The sequence below is a fragment of the Dawidia cretensis genome (assembly GCF_018598175.1).
In the GTDB taxonomy this organism is placed as follows: domain Bacteria; phylum Bacteroidota; class Bacteroidia; order Cytophagales; family Cyclobacteriaceae; genus Ohtaekwangia; species Ohtaekwangia cretensis.
Map to the genome: position 1 here is coordinate 75,321 of NZ_JAHESE010000004.1, position 24,862 is coordinate 100,182.

General features: G+C 51.9%; 17 protein-coding genes and 1 riboswitch. Of the genes, 6 read left to right on the plus strand and 11 right to left on the minus strand.

Annotated features, from left to right (window positions below):
* Window position 1 precedes the first annotated feature (1 nt).
* A complete protein-coding gene (locus KK062_RS06635; protein WP_254083479.1) occupies window positions 2-985 on the minus strand; it encodes an aldo/keto reductase in 984 nt (327 codons plus the stop codon).
* A gap of 169 nt (window positions 986-1,154) precedes the next feature.
* Between KK062_RS06635 and KK062_RS06640 the strand changes: the two genes are divergently transcribed.
* The gene (locus tag KK062_RS06640) at window positions 1,155-2,051 is read left to right on the plus strand and encodes a helix-turn-helix domain-containing protein (RefSeq protein WP_254083480.1); all 897 of its coding nucleotides are present in this window, start codon (window positions 1,155-1,157) and stop codon (window positions 2,049-2,051) included.
* Between the two features lie 29 nt (window positions 2,052-2,080).
* Here KK062_RS06640 and KK062_RS06645 read toward each other — a convergent pair whose 3' ends face one another.
* The 7 genes from KK062_RS06645 to uvrA all read right to left on the minus strand — a co-directional run bounded on the left by KK062_RS06645 (window position 2,081) and on the right by uvrA (window position 10,885).
* Window positions 2,081-2,866 carry a hypothetical protein gene (locus KK062_RS06645; protein WP_254083481.1) on the minus strand — a complete coding sequence of 262 codons (786 nt, stop codon included), beginning with the start codon at window positions 2,864-2,866 and terminating at the stop codon, window positions 2,081-2,083.
* Window positions 2,867-2,986: 120 nt separating this feature from the next.
* Complete coding sequence (locus KK062_RS06650; protein ID WP_254083482.1) at window positions 2,987-3,925, minus strand: sterol desaturase family protein; 939 nt, start codon at window positions 3,923-3,925, stop codon at window positions 2,987-2,989.
* A 399-nt stretch (window positions 3,926-4,324) separates the two neighbouring features.
* Window positions 4,325-4,843: a hypothetical protein gene (locus tag KK062_RS06655; RefSeq protein WP_254083483.1), complete on the minus strand. Its 519-nt coding sequence runs from the start codon at window positions 4,841-4,843 to the stop codon at window positions 4,325-4,327.
* Window positions 4,797-5,936: a DUF4221 family protein gene (locus KK062_RS06660; RefSeq protein WP_254083484.1), complete on the minus strand. Its 1,140-nt coding sequence runs from the start codon at window positions 5,934-5,936 to the stop codon at window positions 4,797-4,799. The genes KK062_RS06655 and KK062_RS06660 overlap by 47 nt, the downstream gene beginning before the upstream one ends.
* Before the next feature lie 123 nt (window positions 5,937-6,059).
* Complete coding sequence (locus KK062_RS06665; RefSeq protein ID WP_254083485.1) at window positions 6,060-6,443, minus strand: helix-turn-helix domain-containing protein; 384 nt, start codon at window positions 6,441-6,443, stop codon at window positions 6,060-6,062.
* Between the two features lie 138 nt (window positions 6,444-6,581).
* Window positions 6,582-8,348: an ABC transporter ATP-binding protein gene (locus tag KK062_RS06670; RefSeq protein WP_254083486.1), complete on the minus strand. Its 1,767-nt coding sequence runs from the start codon at window positions 8,346-8,348 to the stop codon at window positions 6,582-6,584.
* Complete coding sequence (gene uvrA / locus KK062_RS06675) at window positions 8,345-10,885, minus strand: excinuclease ABC subunit UvrA (protein WP_254083487.1); 2,541 nt, start codon at window positions 10,883-10,885, stop codon at window positions 8,345-8,347. The genes KK062_RS06670 and uvrA overlap by 4 nt, the downstream gene beginning before the upstream one ends.
* 345 nt (window positions 10,886-11,230) lie before the next feature.
* On the opposite strand from uvrA, the gene KK062_RS06680 reads away from it, so the two are divergent.
* On the plus strand, window positions 11,231-16,183 hold the full coding sequence (locus KK062_RS06680; protein ID WP_254083488.1) for an FIDD domain-containing protein: 4,953 nt from the start codon (window positions 11,231-11,233) through the stop codon (window positions 16,181-16,183).
* Window positions 16,184-16,197: 14 nt separating this feature from the next.
* Window positions 16,198-17,205 carry a PorP/SprF family type IX secretion system membrane protein gene (locus KK062_RS06685; protein WP_254083489.1) on the plus strand — a complete coding sequence of 336 codons (1,008 nt, stop codon included), beginning with the start codon at window positions 16,198-16,200 and terminating at the stop codon, window positions 17,203-17,205.
* A 9-nt stretch (window positions 17,206-17,214) separates the two neighbouring features.
* Here KK062_RS06685 and KK062_RS06690 read toward each other — a convergent pair whose 3' ends face one another.
* Complete coding sequence (locus tag KK062_RS06690) at window positions 17,215-17,679, minus strand: Lrp/AsnC family transcriptional regulator (RefSeq protein ID WP_254083490.1); 465 nt, start codon at window positions 17,677-17,679, stop codon at window positions 17,215-17,217.
* Between the two features lie 184 nt (window positions 17,680-17,863).
* Window positions 17,864-18,060, plus strand: a riboswitch (cobalamin riboswitch).
* 21 nt (window positions 18,061-18,081) lie between these two features.
* Here KK062_RS06690 and metE point away from each other — a divergent pair.
* The 3 genes from metE (at window position 18,082) to KK062_RS06705 (ending at window position 22,002) form a co-directional block, all read left to right on the plus strand.
* Window positions 18,082-20,382 (plus strand): 5-methyltetrahydropteroyltriglutamate--homocysteine S-methyltransferase, encoded by a 2,301-nt coding sequence (gene metE, locus KK062_RS06695; protein WP_254083491.1) that lies wholly within the window; start codon window positions 18,082-18,084, stop codon window positions 20,380-20,382.
* 118 nt (window positions 20,383-20,500) lie between these two features.
* Entirely contained in the window at window positions 20,501-21,460 is a 960-nt protein-coding gene (locus KK062_RS06700) for a methylenetetrahydrofolate reductase (protein ID WP_254083492.1), read from the plus strand.
* A gap of 71 nt (window positions 21,461-21,531) precedes the next feature.
* On the plus strand, window positions 21,532-22,002 hold the full coding sequence (locus tag KK062_RS06705) for a response regulator (protein WP_254083493.1): 471 nt from the start codon (window positions 21,532-21,534) through the stop codon (window positions 22,000-22,002).
* A 33-nt stretch (window positions 22,003-22,035) separates the two neighbouring features.
* Here KK062_RS06705 and KK062_RS06710 read toward each other — a convergent pair whose 3' ends face one another.
* Window positions 22,036-24,174, minus strand: a complete 2,139-nt coding sequence (locus tag KK062_RS06710; RefSeq protein ID WP_254083494.1) for a PAS domain-containing sensor histidine kinase — start codon at window positions 24,172-24,174, stop codon at window positions 22,036-22,038.
* On the minus strand, window positions 24,171-24,572 hold the full coding sequence (locus tag KK062_RS06715; RefSeq protein WP_254083495.1) for a response regulator: 402 nt from the start codon (window positions 24,570-24,572) through the stop codon (window positions 24,171-24,173). The genes KK062_RS06710 and KK062_RS06715 overlap by 4 nt, the downstream gene beginning before the upstream one ends.
* Between the last annotated feature and the right edge of the window lie 290 nt (window positions 24,573-24,862).

The window sequence follows — 24,862 nt, forward strand, 5'->3', positions numbered from 1 at the left end:
TTTAGCGCCCCACCATTTGTTGCAGTTGCTGCGGATAGCGAGCGCCCTGCACATTGACCTGTGAAAACATGTTTTCGATCCCATGCAGATCGTCCGTCGTTAGCGTGAGCTGTTCAGCCTTTAGATTTTCTTCCAGCCGGTGAAGTTTGGTGGTACCCGGAATGGGCACGATCCAGGGCTTCTGCGCCAGCACCCATGCGAGTGCCACCTGTGCCGGTGTTGCGTTCTTCTTTTTTGCAAACTCAGCGATCTTGTCGACAACGATCTGGTTCGCTTTTCGATTCTCCTCATCAAAGCGCGGCACGATGTTGCGGAAGTCGTTCTTATCGAATTTTGTATTTTCATTGATTGCCCCAGTGAGGAACCCTTTCCCCAGCGGGCTGAACGGTACGAAACCAATACCCAACTCTTCCAGCGTCGGCAAGATTTCCTGTTCCGGTTCACGCCACCACAGTGAATATTCACTTTGAAGTGCCGTCACAGGCTGCACGGCGTGCGCTTTACGAATGCTCTGCACGCCGGCTTCCGACAGGCCGAAGTACTTCACCTTTCCCTCGGCGATAAGCTCTTTTACGGCTCCGGCGACATCTTCCATCGGCACGTTAGGATCGACGCGATGTTGATAGAACAGATCGATCCGGTCTGTCCGTAGCCGCTTCAGCGATGCGTCAGCCACAGCCCTGATCGAGGAAGGACGGCTGTCTACGCCGGCGCCGGACACACCATCTTTGAATCCAAATTTTGTGGCCAGGATCACTTGTTCACGGAATGGCGCCACAGCCTCGCCCAACAGTTCCTCGTTAACAAAAGGCCCATAGGCTTCCGCCGAATCGAAGAAATTCACGCCCCGCTCAAACGCCGCGCGGATGAGTTTAATCCCATCTTGCTGATCCACGGCCGGGCCGTAACCAAAGCTAAGCCCCATACAGCCGAGGCCAATGGCGGACACCTCTAAACCACTTTTTCCCAATTTTCGCTGCGTCATAAATATTACGTGTTAAATATTCCGATCTTGTTAGTGTACAAAGTTGTCGACATACGGCAGGCCGCAACGTATACAAATTACTGGTTTACCTACCAATTCCACTGATGGAAGGCCTTTCGCACGGAATCCGTCATAGAACGCCGTACTTTTGAACTGGAAAAGGAGAGATATGGAAGAGATCCTAAAATTTGATACCATTGGCCAGTACAACGCCTTCAACCGGAATGAAACGTTGCACCCGTTGGTAAATGTCGTAGATCTTTCAAAGGCAGCACCCCGCCAGCTGCGGCGACTGAGCTACGGTTTTTATGTCGTTTTTTTGAAAGAGATAAAATGCGGCGACTTACGCTATGGGTGCAGCCACTACGACTATGAAGAAGGCACCCTCATCTTTTTGGCGCCCGGTCAGGTTATCGGTTCGAATGGCGACGAATATTACCAGCCCCAGGGACGTGCGTTAGTCTTTCATCCAGACCTCATCCACGGCACCTCGCTCGGTCGCCACATGAACGACTACACCTTCTTTTCGTACGCTGTGAACGAAGCGTTGCACCTGTCAGAACGCGAGCGGCAGATCATACTCGAGTGTTTTTCCAAAATTCAATTCGAGCTGGAGCACGCCGTCGATAAGCACAGCAAGAAACTTATTGTAAACAACGTCGAGCTCTTTCTTAACTATTGCGTGCGGTTCTACGATCGACAGTTTGTTACACGCGACAATACGCATAAAGGCGTTCTCGAGCGGTTCGAAACGCTACTCAACCATTATTTTTCATCCGACAAGCCCCAAACGGTTGGCCTACCCACCGTTGCCTACTGTGCGAACGAGCTCAACCTTTCGGCCAACTATTTCGGCGACCTGATCAAAAAGGAAACGGGCAAGTCCGCGCACGAATTCATTCAGTTGAAACTGATCGATGTAGCCAAAGAGAAAATATTCGACGCACAAAAGTCAGTGAGCGAAATAGCCTACGAGCTGGGATTTAAATATCCACAGCACTTCACCCGTGTTTTTAAACAACATGTAGGCATGACACCGCTGGAATATCGGACGTCCGATAATTAAAACTGACGATAAAGATAAACTGCGATTGATTATTCCCGCCCGGCCAGTTTGACCAGCGCAATAATGCCCCGGCCGTGATTTCCGCCTTCGCTGGATAGATAGAGCTCTCCGGATGTAGAAAAGCACAAGCCTTCCGGTTGCGGGAACAGTCGCTTATCCAGTGGATATTGTTTCTTTACCTTTCCCAGTTTGTCGGCAACAAGCAGGATCGATAACGGCCCATTCAGAATATACAGCTCATGGGTCGACGGATGCATGGCGATTTCAGAAGGCTTAAACTTTCGGTCCTTCTTCTTGCCTTTGTTCTTGGCATCCGGTGTGGCGATGTCGCCCGGTTCTTCGATGGTGAAGACAGGGTTAGGCGACATAGTATTTGTTCTCAGATCAAATGCGTAGACTTCCTTACCCGGTGCGTTGGCATTAACCATGTTCTTCTCTTTCACGCCAATCAGCAGCCGGCTGGCCGTTGCGTCGTAAAACATCGATTCGGTGTCGTTCTCGACGGTCAGCGGCAGATCAAAAGTTTCTACAACAGGTTCTGCCTTCATGCCGGGAGTGATTTTATACAAATAGCCATCCGCCCGCAATGCGTAAAACGTATTGTCTATGTGTACCAGGCTTTCAAAATCGCCCTTTCCGGTAAAGACAATTTTTTGTTCTATCACCTTCGAGTGGAGATTATACATGTAGATCGTACCGGCATTGTCTTGTATGCAGGCCATCCGTTGCTCGTCTATCAGAACATTCGCCGATATTTCTACAAGTTCTTGCGGCAACTCCCAAACCTTGATGATCGTCACGTCGCTTGCGTTCATCGTGGTTAAGTGCAATTCGTCTGCGTGTGAATTTGTCGCCCGGGATGATAACCGTTCACAGGAGAATATAAAGATCACGGCAGCCGCCGCCATCAGAGTTCGAATTTGCCCTGTCATTTCTCAGTGTTCTGTTTTCTTTTCTTCTGTGATGGGTAATAATCCGTTCTTTCGCCGCTTGTATGTATCGATATCCGACGGGTTACCAAAAATATAAAACAGAACCTCCCGCCAGCCATCTGCCTGTTTTACATCCCTGATAATATCGTAGTATTCGTGGAAATTGATGTGAATAGGATCATGTTTATGGTCAATGTTGTGGGTGATGCCATAGATCGGTCGCTCTGTTTCCTCCTGAAACGTACCGAAGATCCGGTCCCAAATGATAAAGGTAGCACCGTAATTCTTGTTGATGTATTTCTCCTGGGAGCCATGATGAACCCGGTGATTGGAAGGAGTAGCAAAAATATACTCGATGATCCGGGGCATCTTCTTGATGTACTCGGTATGTACCCAGAATTGGAAAAGCACCGCCACCTGGTTAGTAACAAAAAGGATGATGGGGTGAAAGCCCAGAAAGGCAACGGGTAAAAAGAAAATGATCTTGAAGTATTGCACCCAGCTTAGCCGAAAAGATACTGTCAGGTTATAATGCTCGCCGGTATGGTGGGCAACGTGCGTTGCCCAGAAAAATCGTAACCGGTGCGAAACGTTGTGCGCCCAATAACTGCAAAAATCGAATAGGATGTAACAGGGGATGAAGGTCCACCAGTGGAAGGGCATACGCCAGGGTATCAGGTTGTAAATAGCGATAAAAATCCACAGGAGAAACATTTTTAACACGAGTCCAATCGCCACATTGCCGAGGCCCACCAATGTCGAACCGATAGTTTCCGATCGGCTGTAGAGCTTTTTATTCTGCCACCGCGAGATAAAGTACTCCAGCAAGACAAAAAAGAACATAAATGGCGCGGCCCAAACGATTATATTGGGCACTCCTTGCTCAATGCTCTCCAGGGAATGTAATGAGATTTTTTCTGCTCCAAAGAAGGTTTCAAACATGCACGTAACCGTAAAAAGGTAATAAATAATCAAAAACAAGCTTTAGCAAGGCACAACGATTTCATACCGGAAATGTTCGTGGGCGATATACTGCCTGAGAACTTGTCGTTTCAGAAGCGGCTTACAGGGCATAGTCTCCTACATGAAATTATTATGCCTGTGGAGGCAGTGATGAAATTTCACCGATGGTTGAGACAAATACAGGGTTTATCAGGATCCATGTCGTCCATTCCGTGCGCATTCCTGGCCAATCGTTGGTAAAGCTATTAAATAATGTCTTCTTTTCATGATTGGCGTGGAGATTCCTGGTTGATCAGGTTTTCTGGCCTTTATTTATTACAAAGACGCCAATGAAGCCCCATCCGTTGCATGGACATGTTAGGGTAATGTACAGGATTGCTAGTCAACCAGTAGGCCCGCGTCGGTTAACACCCGGTGAACGTTTTTGGCGTCGAGCTGGGTAGAGGTAATGTGTCCGTCATTACCGGCGCGCAAGAGTACAGGATAAATGGTGATGATGCCGTAACGAGCGGCGAGCGCCTCCCTGTCAAAGAAGACCTTCGTCGTGTCTATATTAAACTTGTGTGTCAGGAGCTTGTAAAAACGCTTGCTGCGCCCGCTGACAACCGTCGTAAGACTGGAACGACTGTCGTGCGCAGCCGTGAAGTCCAACGCCTCCTTAATGCAGCCTGTACATCCCTGTGTTGGAATAATAAGCATCATCTTTTCACTAACGGGTGTTATGTTCATGTCCGTTGCGAATCGGGAGAATTTGTCATTCCGCACGGTAGCCTTGCCGTCGCGGTGCCCGGTACCCGGGTTACCACAGGCACCGAGCAATACGGCGATAAGCAGCCCGAAGCATGCGCTGCTACAAAGCCTGTGGGCGGAAGATCTCAAACTGTATTTTGCTTTCATCGTTTTCCGGGTTTTTTAAATGGCTTCGAGGTATGAGAAGTCCCTTTTTACTGCATATGAAATTGCGGAAGTAAGTGAAGTCGGCAAGTTGTACTTCACCGCATTTCTTAAAGCTCTCGTCAAAGAGAATAATCGACAGCGGTCGGTCTTCGTAGTCGTTTCGCTCTCCGGCGGCATTCGTTACGGGAATGCCTTTGCTGAAGATGGCATAGTACATGTGGTCATAGGGACTATAGTATATGCCTGGGTAACTATCCTTTGTCAGCGTTTCGTAATCACGAGGGTCGAAGTCGTCGACCGTGGTGTCGGCGAGAATGGGTGCTCCAGCGTACCGGCTCTTCATCGGGACGACCATGGTGCTGTCGGTATTCATATTGTAGATGTATAAATCCGGCTGTGAGTCCAGCCGGATAACAATGTTGTGATCATGGCCGAAGGCGTAGAAGGGAAGCGAGCTTGCGTTAGCATCTCCGAGCGGGAAGTCGGAGTATGCCGGACCATACTCTTCGTGCTCACCCGTCTGTAAATTATAACGGACAAACAGTTTATGACCTGCCTGTTCCATATCACCACCAAAGGCCCGATTGCTAAAGTACGCGTAACCATTGCGTACAATGAAGGACTGGAGCATGTTTGCCATCCACTGCATGCGGGGCGGAGGGGGCAGCGCGTATCGTTTCTTTATCTTTCCGGTGTAATCCGCCAGCACGAGCTCACGCTCATTGTCCCGGTAGATGAAAATGGAATCCAGGGAATGGATATACAATTTTTTGGCAAACTTCAAACCGTCTTTCCCCTCTAATGGAAAAAGAATCCGGTTGATCCTCCTCCGGTTATTGAGATCGTAAAAGTCGATGCCATTGATAAAATCATTTCCATCTACGTATAGCTCGGACGTATCATTCACATAGTGAACCGGATACACGCTATAGTTCATGGAAGCGGAGTCTATCGGAATCTCAATAATTCCCTGTGAGGCAAGCGTGTAGGTAGCCTCCTCCGTGGCGGGCGGTCGCTCTGCCGGCGTGCAGTGGTCAAAAAGGTAGATTGCCAGCAAAAGCTGGCTAAAGCGGGTAGCATGGGAAACGTTCATAGGTTGGTTAAATAGTCAGGTAGCTAACGTTGAATAATGATACATATTGTGGGCAGTATAAAAGTAATCTTTTTATACTATCCTTACTCAAGTTCAGAGACAAAGACTATACATCACGCACCCCTACTGATCTGCATAGTCGGCCAGCGTAGTCGCCAACAATTCTTTCAGCTTCGCATACGAGGAAGCCTTATAGGTAATGGCCGATGCGCCTAATGCCAGGAGCTCGTCGGCTTCCGTAGGACTCACACTGCCGGTGTGGATGATGACCTTTGTACGCTTCGGGTCGAGGACTTTTTTAAGCACCGGCAGGCACTCCTGGCTGCTGACCGGAAAGATGTGTCCATCCAGGAAAATGACATCGAGTGCCGGCAACCCTTGCAGCACCTGTTCGATATTTACGCAGTCGTTCCGGGAATAACAGGTCGAATGTGGAAACACTTCATGAAACGCTTCGCAGAATACTGCGACATCGTCCTGATCATCGTCAATTATCAATATGTTCATAGCATGAGGGCTCTGCGGCTCTTTCTTACTAAAACCGATAGTAAAAGATCGGTCCCGGCATGCGTGGAGTCAGTCGGTTGCAAACTGTAATTATAACACGTATTTCCCTAATGCGTTTTAAACCGCAAATAGCCCACTTTACTCTTGTGGCTCGGTTTTGAGGCTCCGGCGCTCGCCGACCTGCTGCCGCCACATCGAGTAATATAATCCCTTTTGTGCCAGCAGCACGTCGTGTGACCCGGTCTCGGAAATCCTTCCTTTCTCCAGCACAAAGATGGTGTCGGCATGCATGATCGTCGACAGACGGTGGGCAATGAGGATGGTCATCTGGTCCTGGTTGCGGGAGATGCTGCGAATGGTTTTCGTAATGTCCTCCTCTGTCAGCGAATCCAGTGCCGACGTGGCCTCGTCGAAGATGAGCAGCCGTGGATCCCGCAACAAGGCCCGCGCAATAGACAACCGTTGTTTCTCACCGCCCGAGAGCTTCATGCCGCCTTCGCCCAACATGGTATGGATGCCGTGCGAGGCTTTGGCGATGAGGTTCGTGGCCGATGCCTGGCGCAACGCATCGTGTATCTCCGCATCGGTGGCGGTAGGTTTAACAAAGAGCAGGTTATCGCGTATGGTGCCCGCGTAGAGTTGTGTATCCTGAGTTACGAAACCAATCTGCCGCCGCAACGGGTTATACCGGATTTGCGTGGAGAGCACGTCGTTGAATTGTATCGTGCCGCTGTCGGGTATGTATAATCCTACCAGCAGCTTCACAAGCGTGGATTTACCCGAGCCGGAAGGCCCAACGAACGCAATGGTCTGACCGGTGTGGATCGAAAAGGAAATCGAGTCGATCGAGTTATAGGTGGCCGTTTTATGCCGGAACACCACATCCGTAAACTTCAGGCTCACAAGCGGCCCCAGCTCGATGGAAGGATCGGGACGTTGCTCGATCGGCCTGTGCATCAGCCGGTCGAAATTTTTTAACGATGCGTCAGCCTCCCGGTACAGCAGAATGAGATTGCCAAGTTCTTGTAGCGGTGTAAAGATGGCGGTAGAAATGAACTGCATGGCAATGAGCTCGCCCGTGGTCAGCACGTTGCGAAAAATGAGCCATAGCAAAATAAACAGGATGGACTGCTTGAGCAGTGTGAGGAGATTTCCCTGCAGAAAGGAAAGCACGCTTACCTTCCGGGCCTTGAGCATCTCCAGTTGAAAGATGGTCAGGGTCTGTTCGTTCAGACGCCGGATCTCAGCAAAGGTCAGTCCGAGACTTTTAACCAATTCGATGTTGCGCAAGCTTTCGGTAATCACGCCGGCCTGCTTATCGGCCTGCCGGTTGATAGACCGTTGTATGCCCTTGATCTTTTTCGAAACCAACCCCGTAAGCGATCCCAACAGCACCACGCCGATAAAGAACACCGGTACCAACAGCCAGTTCTTGTGCAAACTATACCAGATCAAAAAGGCAACGCCCACCAGCGAGGCAAACAACACGTTGATAAAGGCATTGATAAAACGTTCCGAATCGGTCTTCACCTTTTGCAATAGCGACAACGTGGTGCCACTGCGGCTTTCCTCAAATTCCTGAAACGACAACCGCAGGGTTTGCTTCAAACCGTCGTTGAAGATGTTCATCCCGAACTGTGCCACGGCCTTCCGTGTGCAATACTCTTGTAAGGCTTTGGCCAAACGTGAGCAAACAGCCACGCCAAACGCTATGACCAGCCAGTAGAGCACACTGGTCACCAGCTGCGACTCCGTCAGGTGCATGCGGTTGGTGGCATAATCGTCTATGATCTTACCGAAGATCACCGGGTCCAGCAGTCCCAGGAGCTGCGCCACAGTCGCCAGCGCGAGCGAAATAAAAACCAGTTTATTATGCGGACGTAGGTATTTCCAAAGAATCTTCATGCTTGATCGTTATACTTCAATTCCTGCGTCAGGTACGGCGCGGTTCTGCTACGCTGCGTGTGGGCTACAAGAGCAGGTGTCCCTGCTACAACCAACCTTCCACCTTCGTCCCCCGCCCCGGGGCCAATGTCAATGACCCAGTCACTGCTCGCCACCACGTGCATATCGTGCTCGACAACAATCACCGTGTTGCCCGCATCGACCAATCGATTCAGCTGCTTCATCAACTTGCGCACATCGCTGGGATGGAGGCCAGTGGTAGGCTCATCCAGTACATACAGGCTCTGGCCGCGTTGTGCACGTTGCAGCTCGGTGGCAAGCTTAATACGTTGTGCCTCGCCGCCCGAAAGCTCCGTTGCCGACTGGCCTAACCGAAGGTAGCCGAGCCCCACTTCGCGTACAGCATTCAGCGCGCGTTGAATCGTAGCCTCCTCATCAAAAAAGCGCCATGCCTCGTCCACGGTCATACCCAGCACCTCGGCAATGTTTTTGTCTTTGTATTGTACCTCCAACGTTTTGGCGTTATACCGCGCACCCTGGCATACAGGGCACGGTGCATACACGCTCGGCAAGAACAACAGCTCCACCGTCACAAACCCTTCGCCCTCGCAGTTCTCACAGCGTCCCTTCGCCACGTTGAACGAAAACCGGCCCACGTCATACTTGCGTGTCTTAGCCATTTTCGTCGCAGCAAACAGCTTTCGTACATGATCGAACAGGCCGGTATACGTTGCCAGGTTCGACCGTGGCGTGCGTCCGATTGGCTTTTGGTCTACTACCACCAGTCGCTTGATGTGTTCCATGCCGCCCGCGATCTTTCCATTCACCGTTATCGCCGGTGAATCCGCCAGCGGGTCGGCCTCGTCTTCCTCCTCCGGCAGCGCCTGCCCCAGGTGTGTCGACACCAGCCCCACCAGCGCCTGGCTCACTAGGCTCGACTTACCCGATCCCGAAATACCCGTCACACTGGTAAATACACCGAGTGGAAACTTTGCTTCCAGCCCGCGCAGGTTGTTGATCGTAATGTTTTTCAGCGTCAGCCACCCACGGGGCTCCCGTTGCGCCTGACTGGAGTACTCTTTCGTGCTTTCAAAGAGATACTGCCGTGTTACCGATGCTTCCACACCGGCAAGTCCTTTCAGCGGACCGCTATATAAAATCTCTCCGCCGGCTTCGCCCGCGGCCGGACCAACATCTACGATCCAGTCCGCATGCCGCACCACGTCCAGCTCATGCTCTACGACAAAGATGGAATTGCCCGCCACCTTTAATCTGTCCAGCGCACGCAGCAAAGCCTCGGTGTCGGCCGGATGTAAACCCGCACTCGGTTCGTCCAACACGTATACTACGCCGAACAGGTTAGAGTGTACCTGTGTGGCCAGGCGCAGGCGCTGCAGCTCGCCGGGCGAAAGGGTAGGAGTACTGCGGTCGAGCGTAAGATAGCCCAATCCCAGGTCCAGCAGCACATGCAACCGCGACACCAGGTCGTGCGCGATGCGCTGTGACACAATTTCCTTTTCGGGGTGATCACTCATGGCGTCTGGCACCTGCGTTGCAAATGGCTGCAGCAAGGCCGCCAGTTGCTTCATTGGCAGCGCTGCCATCTCGGCAATATCGAGGCCGGCAAATTTCACCGATAACGCTTCCTTTCGTAATTTCTTACCGTGGCACTCGGGGCACAGCTTGCTCGTCATGAACTGGCTCACACGCCGCTTCATCAGCTGGCTTTGCGTGGTGGCGAACGTCGTCATCACATACTTGCGCGCGCCGGTAAACGTGCCCATATAGCTGGGCTCCATCTTCGCCTTCAGCGCTTGCTTCACTTCGCGCGGCGTCAATCCGGCATATACCGGCACCGTGGGCTGCTCCTCGGTGAAGAGGATCCAGTCACGGTCTTTCTTCGGCAGGTCGCGCCAGGGTTTGTCCACGTCATAGCCCATCGTCGTCAGAATGTCGCGCAGGTTTTGCCCTTGCCAGGCAGTGGGCCAGGCGGCGACGGCGCGCTCCCGTATCGTCAGTGAGTCATCGGGCACCATCGTCTTCTCGGTCACGTCGTACATGCGCCCCAACCCGTGGCATGTCGGGCAGGCACCTTCCGGTGTATTTGTGGAGAACGACTCAGCATACAGTATCGATTGGCCTTTGGGGTAGTGGCCTGCCCGGGAGTACAACATCCGGAACAAGTTTGACAACGTCGTAACACTTCCCACCGACGATCGTGTAGACGGCGCGCCTCGCTGCTGTTGCAACGCCACCGCCGGCGGCAATCCCGTAATGTCCTCAACCTTTGGTACCGACATCTGGTGAAACAACCGCCGCGCGTACGGCGACACCGACTCCAGGTACCGCCGCTGCGCCTCGGCATATAAGGTGCCAAAGGCCAGCGAAGATTTACCCGATCCCGAAACACCCGTAAACACCACCAACCGGTTGCGCGGTATTTTCAACGACACGTGTTTGAGGTTGTGCTCGCTTGCGCCGCTTACTTCGATGTAGCCGGAAGCATCAGCAGTATGGTGAGAAATATTTTCAGTCATAATCGATGTTAAAAATACACGTCTTCCGGCAAAATATAACGTTTCCGGAAACTTTGTCGGAGACGAGATGGCATGCGAACAGTGAAGCAATATGTCGGCATCCCCACAGCGGGCACTCTTTTTCGGCACTCAGCTCGCATCATTCATCAACGAATAAGATACTGCGCTCAACGCCATGCTGTTGTGTGACAAGTGTCAAAGCGACGAGGATGCTGGACGTTTGAAATGTCCTGATGATTTCATTCTATACACTTATACCAGGCACGGATATCCGCTTTTATATTTTTAAAAAACGTCGGTACTAATTAACTTATCTCAGCAACGCAACACCGTTACTATACGATCATGCTAGATTTTTGTAAAAGAATATCTGTTCTGATCTCTTTCGCTGTCCTGCTTTTATCGGGTAGCCGCGCATATTCACAATGCATCGGTTTACCTGCGGTGGCTGCCCTGGGCAGTAACAAAGTTCCGGCAGGGCTATGCGCACCTGTAAGCGCCAATCTCATTTATACTATACAGTTTGCTTCGCCGGTGGCGGCGGGGCAGCTGGAATTAGTGTACGACTGGGGAGACGGAAGTCCTTCCGAAGTTGTCACGTTGACAGCAGGTTCGCGGCTCTATTACGAAGAGCGGACGCACGACTTTCCGCGCGAGAGTGGTTGTGAATACGTTGTTACGATGACGATCCGCTATAACGGTGTCCCCTGCTCCAATACTCGGCAAATTCAGAAAATATCGTCCTGGCGTACAGACGAGTTTAACGGTGGCGATATAGGTTTGGTTTCTCCGGTAACGAATACGCCTGAGCATCTGGTGTGTGAAGGAAGTGACCTCCGTGTTATTTTTGACGACCGGAGTGTGTTCAACTGCAACTCACAATTTGTCCAGCTTCCACCGAATACGATCGAATCGCCAAATGTGGAAGACCGGTGGCGGCAGATTATTTACAATGGGCCGGTGTCGGGCAATAAGATCCCGAACGTATCGGTTAATGGAACACCCTTGACATCTGCGAGTGGAGCGGATATCATATCCAACTACGCTGATCCGCGGGGCACGCTGCATCTGGTATCGCCCGTGCGAATCGACGACGCGAGAAGATCGCCTTCGCTTGAAATTACTGCGCCGGGCGGATTCGGAGCCGGATTTCCAAAGCCGGGAGACGCCTTCTCACTCACCTTGCGCTATTGGAATTTCTGTAACCCGTACGATGACCCCGATATACCCGGGCCTCCGGCAGATCTTGTAAACGGTGATCATCGACCCATCCAAAGAACGTCAATCATTAGGGTCATTGCTCCACCGGCCGCGCCGGTTCCGTCAAGCGAGGTTGTCTGCAACGGGATTACCCCGAAGGCATTTTCTGTTACGGGCGTTCCCTCGGCGAATACAATCAGGTGGTACGAAAATATTCCAGGGCCCGACCGCCCGGGCGCGTTGCTGGGTACGGGAAAAACCCTCCCCGTCACGGCTCACCCCGCGTGGGTTTCGAACACAACGCCAGGGGTATATAAGGTATGGGCGAGCCAGCAGCCAACCTCGGGGGTCGTCACGTGTGAAAGTCCGAAAACGATGGTGACTCGCACCATACGCGAACGGCTCGAGATAGGTGAAACTGCACCCGCCGTTCCCGCGGAGATCTGTAACGATAGTGCGTTGTCGGTAGTGCTTCCGCCGGCGCCGGTACTGCCCGCGGGCGGCGCGACAAAATACACGTGGGTGGGATCCGACGGTGTCAATCTGTTGCCAGGCTCGGCGTCCACCGCAACGTTTGCGGTCGACGTTGCAGATTTTCAGGGACAATTGTCTGTCGACCGCACGATTAGAGTTTCGGAGTCCTATTCCACCACACCGGCCTGTGCCGTAAATAAGCAATACTCTTTCAAGGTGTATCGGGCGTCGGTCGGCGGAGTGGTGTCGTTGGCGGAAGACGTATGCGAAGGAAGTGCAGTGGACACCCTTTTACTGACAGAAGCGGTAGGAGCGATCAGGCGATGGGAGGTCAGGAAAGACCTCACCTCGTTTATACCATTCACAGGAATATCCGGCGACAACTACATTGTACCCGGCGTTCTTACCCCCGGTACATACACGTTCCGAGCCGTCGTTGGAAACGGAAGCTGCGCCGAGCTATACAGCGCCGAGAGTACAGTACAGGTTTTTGCTTTACCGACGCCGGTGTATGCAGGGTCCGATCAGTTCCATTGCTCGTCGCTGGTTTCGGAGCCTTTGGATGCTACCGTCCCAAGTGTGGGCGTCGGACGCTGGTCGTATATTGCCAGCGTACCGGCGAATCTCCCCGCGCCGCAGTTTAGCAACGTCAATGCCCCAAACGCTACGATCTCGATTTTACGCGAGAACGCCGGCGCATATACGTTGCGTTGGACTGTCACCAACGACATCTGCCAGCGGTATGACGACGTCGTTATTGATTTTGGAACCACTCCCTCGGATGCCCTGGCCGGGCCGGATCAGGCGCTATGCGGCAGGGAAACCACCCTCTCCGGCAACACGCCACAAAAAGGCGTAGGTCGATGGACCCTGGTAAGCGGCCCGCAAAACTGCCAGGACAATACTAGCTGCAGTGTAGTGATCGAGAATCCCCTGTCACCAACCTCGTCTATCAGACTGTCGAATGAAAGCGGTTACGGCATATATACCGTACGATGGTCGATCAGCAGCGGTGGCAATAACTGTTTCCTGAAGACCGACGATGTTACGATACGGTTCGATCGGCCCATAGGTGTTGCGGCAAACGATACAGACGTAATCTGCGTAGACCCGGAAGGCTTGCTCCCCATTTCTCTGTCGGGCAGTGTTGAAGGTAACGTTGGCACCGCTTACTGGGCCAATGTAAATGGCCATGGAAATGTCTCGGGAAGCAGTGCATCGTCCGGAACGATCACCGCTTCGTATACTCCGACCCTGGATGATTATACAGCGGGCACCCCGATTCGGGTTAAGCTGGTGGCCGTCCCGTTGCCTGCGAGCGTATGTCCCTCCATCGAGCATGCCATTACGATTCAAATAGACCGAAGGCCGATGGCAAACGCCGGTGCTGACATTCCTTTCGTTTGCTCCGCCGACGTAGCGCTCCGCGCCGACGCGCCCATGTATGGAGCCGCCGGCCGCTGGAGCGCAAACAATGCGGGTGTCCTTTTTACCGACGAGACAGATCCTTATACCGGGGTGACACAATTGCCTGCTCCCCCATCCCGTGTCCAGTTTACGTGGACGGTAACAAGCGCAAGCGGGCGCTGCGTCTCGAAGCCATCCACCGTGGAGGTGGCCCGGGTCGCCCTCCCGGATGTGCGCGATGCCACCGTACAGCAGTGTGAGATATTCAATGGAACCACTCAAATCAATTTATCGCTATCCGAAAACTCCGTCACGACGTTACCCGCAGGGCAACGGGAGATTAGCTGGTACAGGGGTCCAGGCATGATCCCTGTGAATTCAGGCACGATTCAGTCCGGCATTACGGACGGCGAATTCTTTTTTGCGCGCGTGGAGGATACAAGGACCGGCTGTTCGGCGCAGGCAAAACTTACCGTCTTCGTGTTGCCGGCGCCGAAGGTAATGGACGGTCTTGTGACGCTTTGTGACGAAACGGCTGGAGGCGTCTCCGTTTCGGGTGTCGACCTTACAGCAGCGAAATTCAGAGACGCTGTTACGGACGAGTCGGATATAACAATCAAATGGTATTCGTCTCTGGAGGAGGCACAACAGAATAGTAACGCGATCGATACGGAAATTGACGTCACGCGGCGAAGAGATATTTACGCACGGATAACAAAGAATGTGTCGCCTTTCTGTTTCAGTGTGGCAAAAGTGGTGGTTGTCGTGAATCCCGTGCCGGCCGTAAGCGCGATCTTTGGTCGCGAATCTGTTTGCCAGGGACATTCAGCAACGCCGGAAGGTGAGCTGCCGTTCGAAACCTACCAGGTTACACCGATCCCGGGGGCAACGTACCACTGGGAGGTGCCGGAAGGCGTGAGCGGGTTTCGAATATTTGGCGGCGGGGAGGAGAATGATTTTTACCTGCTTCTTCAGTTTCCGAACGTACTCACGGGCACGATAAAAGTAACACCGGAATTAAACGGCTGTATGGGCTCCGCCGTAGAGAAACCAATCCGTGTCGATGCAGCGCCTGTAAAGCCTGCCATCGTCGGCGCGTCGGAAGTATATGAAGACGCAAGAGGTATTCCGTATGCCGTGAGCCCTAACAATTACCCGTCGTCGATATATAATTGGGAGATCAGGCGGAGGTCCGATAACTCTACCGGTGGCGCATATATTATAGAGGGACAGGCAACCGGCAATATCCTGGTGAACGTACTGACGGAAGACGTTATCCTTTCGGTGCGGGAAAATAACGCGATGTGTGCGAGTGAAACCGCCAGCATGGTCATCTCTGTGAAGGAGCTTCCACCGCCGGAGGATCTGCTCGCTTCCTTTAACGCTACCCCTATGGCATCATGTTTTCCAGCGACCATCGTGGCGCAGAACCTGTCGACGGGAGCGGATACGTACAGTTGGACATTATACGGTGAAGGAGGTGTTGCCGCCACCTCCAATCTGATCAATCCTCAATTTACCGTTTCAAGTCCCGGCACCTACCGGCTTCAGTTGATCGCCACGCACGCTGCAACAGGGGAGTCGGATCAGGTGCAGGTTTCAGATATCAGGGTGCTGGACGTTCCCTATGCCGCATTCACGGTAAATAACAACGTTATCTATGCTCCGGATACTGAGCTAAAGCTTTTGAACTTCTCTTCCCGGGCAGATACGTACCAGTGGTCTTTCGGAGACGGAGAAACGTCGTCGCTCTTTGAGCCTACACACACCTATCAGCAGGAGGGCGCATACTTCCTTACGCTGCAGGCCGGAATAGATCACGGTCAGCAGGATGTGGATGGTGATGGTAGTACGGACGGGCCGTTGATTTGTTATGATACGGCAGCGACGCAAGTGGCGGTGCGCGAGGGTGGATATATACAAATCCCGAATGCGTTCACCCCGAATGAAAGCGGACCGACGGGTGGCCAGCCTTCCGGCGAAGGCATCAACGACGTTTTCCGGCCGATTGTAAAGGGGGTGAGAACGTATAAAATGCAGATCTTCAATCGCTGGGGAACGAAGGTATTCGAAACCGAGGACCCCGAGGTGGGCTGGGACGGTTACAACGCGGCGGGTGAGCTGATGCACGCCGGTGTCTATGTCTACAAAATTGAAATGACGTTGTCCAATGGTGAGCACGATACCCGGATGGGAGACGTTGGATTGATCCATTAACATTTGAATGCGTAATGAGAAGAATATTGTTAACGTTGATTTTCCTGCTTGCCAGGGGCAGTGCCTTTGCCCAGGATCCTCTATTCTCCCAATATTATCAGGCTCCGCTATTTCTGAATCCAGGCTTTACCGGCCTGACCGCGAGGCAACGATTTGTCGTGAACCACCGCCTTCAATGGCCCGGCCTTCCCCAGGCATTCTCCACCTACGCGGTGTCTTACGATGCATACCTGCCCAGAATTGCAAGCGGCATTGGGGTAATGATAAGCTCCGATAAAATGGGTTCTATGAACTGGCGATCGAATGCCGTTCATCTCCTGTATTCATACAAGGTACGCGTGAATGAAGCATTGATCTTTTCTCCCGGAATTTCCTTTGGTTATGGAAGCAACGGGCTCGATCGTTCGAAGCTAAGAATGGGTGATGTGCTGCAGTACGGTGGTGCTACGATGGATCCGACCATAAACAAATTGGCCAACTCCCACTACATGGATTTTGGCTCGGGCTTTCTATTGTATACCAAAAAAGTCTGGCTTGGCGCGGCAGTCTCTCATCTCAACAGGCCGCATTTATCGCCGCTGGGTGAAAACGACCGGCTCAATATGAGGACGACCGTCCACGCCGGTATTAAAATGGCGCTGACCAGGGCCAATGCGGCGCGGGAGCTATACCTCACCCCTTCGTTTATTTACCGCCTCCAGGGGAAAACATTCTCTCAGTTCGACGCGGGTGTCAATTTTCACACAGACCCCATTTCGCTCGGCGTCTGGTACCGCGGTAAACCGCTGACAAAAAATATAACGAACGCAATAGACCAAGATGCGCTTATTCTTTTCCTGGGCCTGCATTTAAGGAATCTGACAGCAGGGTATAGCTACGATTTTACCATTTCGTCGCTTGGCGCGGGTACAGGGGGCGCACATGAGTTTTCACTCGTGTATGAATTGCCGGCGAAAAAGAAGCTTAGCAAGAACAAGCTTATTCCATGTCCGGCCTTCTACAATGACACCCGATTTAGATAAAAAAATACCCTATATATTAATGTTATACGAATTCTTATTCTCAGACATCACGAAGGTGCTATGCGTGCTGCCAATACTTTTAACCGAGCCCAATTTGTTGAACACAAAATCCTGGTAGTGTTTCATATCTTTCGCATACACTTTCAGCAAAAAGTCGAAATCGCCCGAGATATTATAACACTCGACAACCTCTTTCAGTCGCAGAATGTCGGAGACAAACTGGTGGCCGATGCTTTTGTCATGTTGCTTCAGCTTGATGTTACAAAAGACAATTAACCCATAGTTAAGCTTTTCAGCGTCGATCAGGGCGATATATTTTTTGATATAGCCATTGGCCTCCAATCTTTTTACCCGCTCAAAGACCGGCGACGGCGATAGGTTCACCTTCGCGGCCAGCTCCTTCATCGTCACATTGGAATCTGCTCCCAGGAGCTTTAATAGCTGAATGTCGGTATCGTCGAGTGTTTCTTCCATAGAATAATTTCCTTTTCAGGGGGTGAATGGGAGGGGGTGTAAAGAAAAATATTTTAAATAGTGCCTCAAATGTAGATTATTATGCCGAATTGATGCCTGTTTTGAAGTGATTAAAACCAAATTAATAGCTTTGTTCAGAATTTAGCACTGCTTTCAGGACTACAAAGAGATACTTGTTCTTTACTACACATCCACCGGAAACGGTTTTCGATGAAGATCGAAATGAAAAGGGAACCGTGTGAGAATCACGGGCTGTCGCGCAACTGTAAGTGACATAACAAAATTTTCCGCCTGCAATGTTCACTGTCCCGACACGTCGGGATGGGAAGGACGGCGGAGAATGTCACAAGCCAGGAGACCTGCCTTTACCGGATATTTATTCATTTAACCATTTTAAGAAAAATGCTAACGCAAAACCTGGGCTACCCGCGCATTGGTGGCCAACGACAACTGAAAAAAGCGAACGAACAGTATTGGGCCGGCAAGATCGATCTCAACGAATTGACGCAGGTTGCCCGCAAGATCAAAGAAGAGAACTGGCAAACCCAATTAGCCGCCGGCATCGATCTCATTCCTTGCAACGATTTTAGCTATTACGACCAGGTACTGGACACGAGCTTGCTGCTGGGTGTCATTCCGCAGCGTTATTCGCCGCTGGTGTCGAAGGCAACCGGCAACGGTGAAATGGACTTATATTTTGCCATGGCCCGCGGATATCAAAAAGAAGGATTGGACCTCACGGCCATGGAGATGACCAAATGGCTGGATACCAACTACCACTATATTGTACCGGAATTCACCGCCGCACAGGAGTTCAAGATCCTATCGGAAAAAGTATTCAGTGAATATACCACTGCCAAAGAGCTGCTAGGCCACAAAGCCAAACCCGTATTGGTGGGGCCTGTAAGCTACCTGCTGCTGGGTAAAGAAAAAGAGCCGGGATTTGAGCGGGTTGACCTGATCAAAAAACTGGTGCCGGTATACGTTGAAATCATTAACGGCCTGCGACAGCTCGGGGCAACATGGATTCAGTTAGACGAACCGTGCCTCGCGCTGGATCTTACCAAAAAGGAAAAAGAAGCATTCGACTTTGCCTACCGCCGCATCGCCAGCCAGGTAAGTGGTGTTAAAATATTGGTGGCAACGTATTTCGAAGCGTTAGCGGACAACACGCAGCTGGCCGTAAACCTTCCGATCGACGCGCTACACATTGATTTGGTGCGCGCGCCCGAGCAACTGGAAGAAGTACTCACCTGGATTCCGGAACAACTGCAACTTTCCATCGGGGTGGTCGATGGCCGTAACGTTTGGAAGAACGACTACGAAAAATCCCTGGGCCTGATCAACAAGGCCATTCAAAAATTAGGCGCCGATAGAGTAATCGTTGCGCCTTCCTGCTCACTCCTGCATAGCCCAATCGACCTCGACCTGGAAACTGCGCTTGATCCGGAGATCAAAAACTGGATGGCCTTTGCGAAGCAAAAGCTGAACGAAGTCAGCGCGCTGAAGCAGATCGCCGAAGGGAACAAAGATTTGCTGCAAGCAAATCAAAAAGCCATGGAGAGCCGCCGCGCGTCACAAAAAGTGCACAAGCCGGCGGTGAAGAACCGCGTCAACGCCATCACCGAAGGCGATGCAACCCGCAAGAGCGTGTTCGCGCTACGTCAGGAATTGCAACGCCGACGTTTTAACCTGCCGGCATTTCCGACCACGACCATCGGTTCATTTCCGCAGACCGACGATATCCGCCAGCTACGCGCCAGGCTCAAGAGCGGTGAGCTTACCGTTGAGCAATACGACAAATCCATCGAGCAAGCGACCATCGACGCAATCCGCTGGCAGGAACAGCTGGGCATAGACGTGCTGGTGCACGGTGAGTTCGAGCGTAACGACATGGTAGAGTATTTCGGCGAGCAGCTTGACGGATTTCTGTTTACCAAAAACGGTTGGGTACAAAGCTATGGCAGCCGTTGCGTGAAGCCGCCGGTGATCTATGGCGACGTAAGCCGTCCGAAAGACATGACCGTGCGCTGGAGTACATTTGCCGCGGCACAAACCGACAAGCCGATGAAGGGCATGCTGACAGGCCCTGTAACGATTCTCCAGTGGTCCTTCGTGCGTGACGACCAGCCCCGCGAGCAAACCACGAATCAGATCGCCGTGGCCATCCGCGATGAAGTGCTGGCGCTAGAGAAAGCCGGCATCGGCATCATTCAGATCGACGAGGCGGCTATTCGCGAAGGCCTGCCATTGCGGAAAGCCAAACGCGCGCAATACCTGGGTTGGGCCGTGAAAGCCTTCCGTATCACCGCAGGCGGCGTGGAGGATACGACACAAATTCATACGCACATGTGCTATAGCGAGTTCAACGACATCATCGAGCACATCGCCGCGATGGATGCCGATGTGATCACCATCGAGACCTCCCGCTCGCAGATGGAGCTGCTACAGGCGTTTGCCCATTTTAAGTACCCGAATGAGATCGGCCCCGGCGTATACGACATTCACTCGCCGCGCGTACCGACCACGGAAGAGATGGCCTCGCTGCTGGCCAAAGCGGCGGGCTTGCTGCCGGCACAACACTTGTGGGTGAATCCCGACTGTGGCCTGAAGACCCGTAAGTGGCCGGAAACAAAAGCTGCCCTGGAGAACATGGTAGCAGCGGCCCGGCAGGCACGGGAGACGATCCCGGTAGAAGCATAATCCAACGCATAGACTGCGGGCGACAGCGCCCGCAGTTTTCTATATATACCGGGCCGTTCCGTAGGTTAAAAATCGGATAATGAATATCATTGTATAATTTTCAAGGCTAACAGTAGTTATGTTTTTAGACAAGATCAAGTCCCGCGAATCGGGTATCCTGCTGTACGGGATTACTCCTCCAAAAGTTGGAACAGCGCCCGAGCGGATTGCACAGATCGCCCAAAAGACGATGGCCAGGCTCATGCCCCTGGACATCGATGCACTGATCGTGTACGACGTACAAGATGAATCAGCGCGCACGTCAGTCGAGAGACCCTTTCCTTTTTTTCAGGCGCAGGATCCGTTCGAGTTTGCCAGTCAATACCTTCAGGACCTGAAAGTCCCCAAGATCATCTATCGTCCCGCCGGCAAATTTTCCAAAGACGAGCTATCGGATTGGCTGGAGGGTCTTCATAAGCATGCGTTCTATCCTGTATTCGTCGGCGTGCCCGCACCGGATTATCCCGTAAAAACAAGCTTGCCGGAAGCCTACAGGATCTGGAGCAAGCACCAGGCAACCTCCGTCATAGGCGCCGTAACGATACCGGAAAGACACGCGGTATTGAAAGATGAAGACAAACGGATTCTCGATAAAGCAGGCTGTGGCGTATCGTACTTCATATCGCAGTGCGTCTTCAATCTGGCGTATGCCAAACAGGTAATCGAAGATCTTGAGCATACCTGCAAAACGGAACGCGCGACGTTCCCGACCATTATTTTTACGCTCACCGTCTGTGGATCGGAAAAGACGCTGGACTTTATGGAGTGGCTGGGCATTCACGTGCCGGATGATCTGAAACAAGACTTCAGAGCAGCAGAAAGTATGCTTGAAAAATCGGTACAGGTCTGTTTGGATATTGCTTCCGAGCTGACTGCGCTTTGCGCAGCCCGCGCCATTCCCTTTGGATTTAACATCGAAAGCGTCGCCATCCGAACGGATGAGATCGAAGCCTCCATCTATATGGTGAATAAAATTGCCGAGATGCTGGAGACAAATGCTGTTCGAAAGGTTACCGTGGCACAATCATCTGTCGCGTAAAAGGCCGGCATAGTATTTTATTGCCACTTTACTAGTATTATTTAACAGTTATCGGCAACTTATAGGATACTATGTCAGACCTCCAAAAAGACCAGCCATCACAAGCCCGAAAGCATGAGTTCATAAACATCGCCGCACCGATCCTGCTGGTAGATGACGACGAAGATGATCATGCAATTTTTAAGGAAATCTGTGTCGATTTGGGTGTCGGCGATTGGATCCACGTTTTTCATACTGGATTTGAGCTGATTGATTTTCTCAAAAACGAAAGCGTATCCCCGTTTATCATTCTTTGCGACATCAATATGCCCCGGCTCGACGGCCTGCAACTTCGTGCCCTGATTAACCAGGATGAGCGCTTGCGCCGCAAAAGTATTCCCTTCATATTCTTTTCCACGTCCGCCTCCGAAAGCCAGGTGAAACTGGCCTACGACCTGACCGTGCAAGGCTTTTTCCTGAAAGGCAATACCTATGAGGAAACGAAAAAAAGGTTCGAGCGCATTCTGCATTACTGGAGTGACTGTCAGCATCCCAATAGTTGAACATGCAAAAGCCACTGTCGCTGAGAGCTTCCCTCAGCTTTGCAGGTCCGGCAAGATCATGTAGAATGTTGCACCTTCTCCCGGTAGGGAAGACGCATAGATCTGTCCGCCGTGATTCTGCACGATCTTTTTACAAGTGGCAAGACCGATACCCGTGCCGGAATATTCGGAGCGGGAGTGCAGCCGCCGGAAGATCTCAAAGATCTGGTTGGCGTGCGCTGGATCGAACCCGATACCATTATCCTTAAAAGAGATCCTGTGATACGTGAGCTTGTTGTTCAACTCGGGATTCTCCAGCTTTTCGTTCTCCTCCAGAATTTCCGATTTGATCTCGATCTGCAGCGGGCGCTCGGTCGTTGAAAATTTGATGGCGTTCGAAACCAGGTTACTGAAGAGCTGATTCATTTGAAACTCGATCGCATCAATGACCGGAAGTTTGTCGATGACTACTTTCCCGCGTCGCTGCTCGATCAGTATATCGAATTCCTTTTCGACATCGCGCACGACCTTGTTCAAATCCAGTGATTCAAACTTCGCAGCGTTGTTGAGGATCTGCGAATGTTTTAAAACATCGCGGATCAGATTGAGCATGCGGTTTGCCGATGCATCTATTTTTTCCAGCAAGGCCGTTGACCGCTCATTCAGTTGGGGCAAGCTTCCGTAAAGCATCTCCACGAAGACGCTGATCTTTCGCACCGGCTCCTGCAGATCGTGACTGGCCACATAGGCAAACTGAGAAAGCTCTTCGTTCGACTGGATCAGGCGCCGTGTAGATTCTGAAAGCTCTTCGTTGATCGACAGCAGCTCTTCATTTGCCGCCTGCAGCTCCTCATTCGTCGCCGCGAGCTCGATCGTCCGAAGGTGTACCTCGTTTTCCAGTGTCAGTTGTACTTCGCGCTGCGCCGTGACATCCTGCGTGGTACCCTCGACGCGGGTAAGCTTGCCCGCATTGTCGAAATACGCCTGTCCCACGGCATGGATTACCTGCGTCTTACCGGTCACCCGGTTGACAATGCGATACTCGGCATCATAGCGACCGGAAGCGCCGGCAGCCGTTGCTGCATTGAATTTTTCTTTAACCTCGTCGCAGTCCTGTTCTACGATGATTGAGAAATAGTCGTCCAGGCTATTGTGAAACTCTCCAATGCCGTACATCGCGGCATGTCGGGGCGAAAGCGTTACTTCGCCTGTCGTTGCCTGGTACGTCCAGGTGCCAAGCTCCGCCAGGTCAATCGCGCGGGCTAATGCCAGTTCTTTTTCCTCGATCTCGTGCCGTGCCTGCTTCATTTCCGAAACATCCCGGGTGGTACCCGCCACCGCTTCTACATCGCCATTTTCATTGAAAACAGGCACCAGGATATAGTCATACACGCGTCGACCCAAAACAGCATGCGGGAACGACACCTCGCCACGCACCTGCTCGCCCGTAGCGGCCACGTGATCTATTTCGCGCTCGTGCATGGCAGCGTGCCATTCCTCATAACCGTTTTCACGCAGGCCTTTGCCAATGGCCGTGCCCCAGGTTTTGCCCCACATGGTCAGCAACGCGTGGTTGGCGTAGGCGAATTTATAATTCAGATCAAAAACGTAGACGAGGTCTGGCGTTGCGCTGACCACCGTTTCATAAACACGCAACGGCACGCTTGTAGCGCTCGCTGCCGGTTTCAGCGCCGACATTACTTCCTGTGGTGCCGACGCGGCGTGGGAAGCTTCCATACACGTTAGCATCACGCCGCCGGGCGATCCGTCGTCCATAATAATCTGGCTATAGCTAAAGGTCCAATACGCCACCGCTGGCCGTCCGTCCGTGACGGTAGTGACCTGTTTATCGCGCACGGTATATGGGCGTCCCAACGTCAATACATTGCGTAATTGCGCGCGACTTGTGCTCCAGGCTTCCAGGGACGAATCTTCGGCAGGCTGTCCGAACGATATACCGGCACCGGCCACACGCACAAGAAAGGCGTCGTTATACAGGCATATATACTTCTCGCCCCATAACACCAGCACCGGAAAATCCGTACGAAGCATATGGTTGATAGCGCTCTTCAAGCTCGCCGGCCAGGTGGCAGGTAATCCCAAATCTGTTTTTGACCAATCGAGCTCACGCATGGGTTTCCCGGCTTCGCCTCCCGCGGCAGGGAAAGGTGAACCTGTTGTCGTCTCTGTCATAACGCGTCTTGAAAATAAGAGGGGTTATCAACAATAGCTTTTAGCCGTTGTTCTAAAATGGAAAGCTTGTTGGGTTTCGTTATAAAATCGGCCGCACCGGAATCAAGTACTTCGTGGATTGTTTTTTCGTTTGAGCTTGTACTAAGAACGATGACGGGAATATGTTGAAGATCCGGATGGCCCTTAAGCTTTTTCAGAAAGTCTTTGCCATTCAGGACAGGCATATTCAGATCCAGGAAGATCATGTCGGGTCGGTAGCGGGTCTGCGTCAGGCGCTCCCACGCCATAAGGCCGTTGGTTGCTGTATCACACGTCACGCGATCGCGCATCATGTCAAAGACAGAGAGAAAAAAATCGCGATCGTCTTCATCATCATCGACAAGAAACAAGCTTTTCAATGCTATAAGTGTTGAATGAAGTCAGGAACATAAAAAATTTTGCTAAACAGCACAATAACATTGATGATGCCAGGCTAAAAAAAATTCATTGATTGTTAATATTGATCTGACTGGGGATGAATTTTCCCATTCTATAAAACTATGCCTGGCGACATAACCTGTTTAATGGCAATCATCGTACTTCGTATACAGCCACGCCGCTCGAACGCTCGGTGCCGTTGCCATCAAAATTCTTTGAGGTATCGCCCAGCCTGTACCGGCGGCATCGCCGTCATAATACGTCCCCCGCA

Bases quoted from the DNA above. Each gene is read 5' to 3' on its own strand.
- KK062_RS06660 (WP_254083484.1), bottom strand. From the start codon at position 5,936: ATGAACGTTTCCCATGCTACCCGCTTTAGCCAGCTTTTGCTGGCAATC.
- KK062_RS06635 (WP_254083479.1), bottom strand. From the start codon at position 985: ATGACGCAGCGAAAATTGGGAAAAAGTGGTTTAGAGGTGTCCGCCATT.
- KK062_RS06700 (WP_254083492.1), top strand. From the start codon at position 20,501: ATGTTTTTAGACAAGATCAAGTCCCGCGAATCGGGTATCCTGCTGTAC.
- KK062_RS06710 (WP_254083494.1), bottom strand. From the start codon at position 24,174: ATGACAGAGACGACAACAGGTTCACCTTTCCCTGCCGCGGGAGGCGAA.
- KK062_RS06670 (WP_254083486.1), bottom strand. From the start codon at position 8,348: ATGAAGATTCTTTGGAAATACCTACGTCCGCATAATAAACTGGTTTTT.
- KK062_RS06640 (WP_254083480.1), top strand. From the start codon at position 1,155: ATGGAAGAGATCCTAAAATTTGATACCATTGGCCAGTACAACGCCTTC.
- KK062_RS06655 (WP_254083483.1), bottom strand. From the start codon at position 4,843: ATGAAAGCAAAATACAGTTTGAGATCTTCCGCCCACAGGCTTTGTAGC.
- KK062_RS06645 (WP_254083481.1), bottom strand. From the start codon at position 2,866: ATGAACGCAAGCGACGTGACGATCATCAAGGTTTGGGAGTTGCCGCAA.
- KK062_RS06690 (WP_254083490.1), bottom strand. From the start codon at position 17,679: ATGGAAGAAACACTCGACGATACCGACATTCAGCTATTAAAGCTCCTG.
- metE (WP_254083491.1), top strand. From the start codon at position 18,082: ATGCTAACGCAAAACCTGGGCTACCCGCGCATTGGTGGCCAACGACAA.
- KK062_RS06650 (WP_254083482.1), bottom strand. From the start codon at position 3,925: ATGTTTGAAACCTTCTTTGGAGCAGAAAAAATCTCATTACATTCCCTG.
- KK062_RS06680 (WP_254083488.1), top strand. From the start codon at position 11,231: ATGCTAGATTTTTGTAAAAGAATATCTGTTCTGATCTCTTTCGCTGTC.
- KK062_RS06665 (WP_254083485.1), bottom strand. From the start codon at position 6,443: ATGAACATATTGATAATTGACGATGATCAGGACGATGTCGCAGTATTC.
- KK062_RS06685 (WP_254083489.1), top strand. From the start codon at position 16,198: ATGAGAAGAATATTGTTAACGTTGATTTTCCTGCTTGCCAGGGGCAGT.
- uvrA (WP_254083487.1), bottom strand. From the start codon at position 10,885: ATGACTGAAAATATTTCTCACCATACTGCTGATGCTTCCGGCTACATC.
- KK062_RS06705 (WP_254083493.1), top strand. From the start codon at position 21,532: ATGTCAGACCTCCAAAAAGACCAGCCATCACAAGCCCGAAAGCATGAG.